The following is a 1,423-nucleotide window of genomic DNA, read 5'->3' as shown; positions in this document are numbered from 1 at the left end:
GATGCCTAGAAATGAGGAACCTACCTCCAGCGTACCACCTTCGAGGTACACCTTTCCCACACCGATTCTGGATATTTCGGTTTTTACACTACCTTCCTTTATGGTCCAGTTTCCGGAGTATTTGCTCAAGTCGCTGTTTTTGCTTAGTAACAAAGTTCCGTCTTTAGTTTTGGTAAGGTTTCCTGTCCCGGATATCGTTCCACCGAGTGTTAAAACTGATGAAGCGTAAGCCCCTACCATAATTTGGGAATTCTGCTCCACGACTATATCTGATGTTAAGGGATACCCGGCTCCGCCTGTATAAACAGATAAAATTCCTCCTTGCAGGGTCAGGTTGTCTATAGTGCTTGCTCCTGCTATTTTAACAGTTCCGCCAGGCTCTGCATAGGTTTTAGCACTTATAGAGCCATTTACGTGCACTTCACCTGAACGTATAATAGCGGTAGAGGTAGAACCCGGTACAGCGTCCTGATCCCAGTTTTTGGCATAATCCCAGCTATGGTTTCCTCCATCCCTGTAATACGTGAAAATGTATGTAGAAGCTAAATTCGGGTCATCGTTTGATGACTCAACAGCGGTTGTAAAGGTAATTGGAGCAGAATAGGTTGCAATTCCTTTTTTATCATAGGCAACAGCCATTAAGGAGTACGTACAGCTTACTGGCTCTGTAATCACCCATGAATAGGGGGCGCTTGTATCTTCTCCCAACTTTTGGCTTCCATTGTAAAATACTACTTTGGCTATACCATTTTTGCCACTTGCAGCGGCGTTAACAGTAAGAGATGCCGGGTCAGTGAAGCTTTGACCATTTGACGGTGCCGTAATCGATACGGAGGGACCTTCTGAAAGTAGCCCGGCAACATCATCATATTTAGGCATAGTTCCCCATTGAGCTCCTGCTCCTGTTCTGGATGTGCATATTGATTTTACATCATTTACATTATCCAAAGTATATGGGTAACCGGCATTAAAGTTGGCCGCAGCATCTTTGGGTTCAGAAACATGTGCCCAATTATCACCTGAATGAAATTCTATATTCTCATATAAATTTCCGGAGGAATACATAACTCCGCCCTTAGTTCTTAACGTAGGTATACGCACACCATCGTAGTGAGAGTTTTCAATTTTTAACAAACTTTTAGGGTCTGTTGAAGAGGAGGCATAGAAGGTATTGTCTGAATGATAGTTATTGATCATGTGGACATGCGACAAATAGCTTCCATATACTTTAGCGGTGCGTCCTCTACTACCTTCCCACCAAATGTGGTCATAAGTAACATCAGACCCCTGAACCATAGCACTATAATTGTCTCGGCCATCACACATATACTCGTTGTACCCGTTCCACCTGTTCCATGAAAAAGTAACTTCTTTTGCATTGACAATATCATTTCCATCACTTATCCATTTGAAGCTACAGTGG

Annotated in this window: 1 protein-coding gene; it reads right to left on the bottom strand. The window is 43.1% G+C overall.

The annotated features are described in order from the left end of the window. Nucleotides 1-1,423: Ig-like domain-containing protein (locus E1163_RS30645; RefSeq protein WP_221418038.1), on the bottom strand; the 1,423-nt coding region annotated here is incomplete at both ends.

The sequence above is a fragment of the Fulvivirga kasyanovii genome (assembly GCF_009711405.1).
GTDB classification, from domain to species: domain Bacteria; phylum Bacteroidota; class Bacteroidia; order Cytophagales; family Cyclobacteriaceae; genus Fulvivirga; species Fulvivirga kasyanovii.
This window is presented reverse-complemented; position numbering and strand designations above follow the sequence as displayed.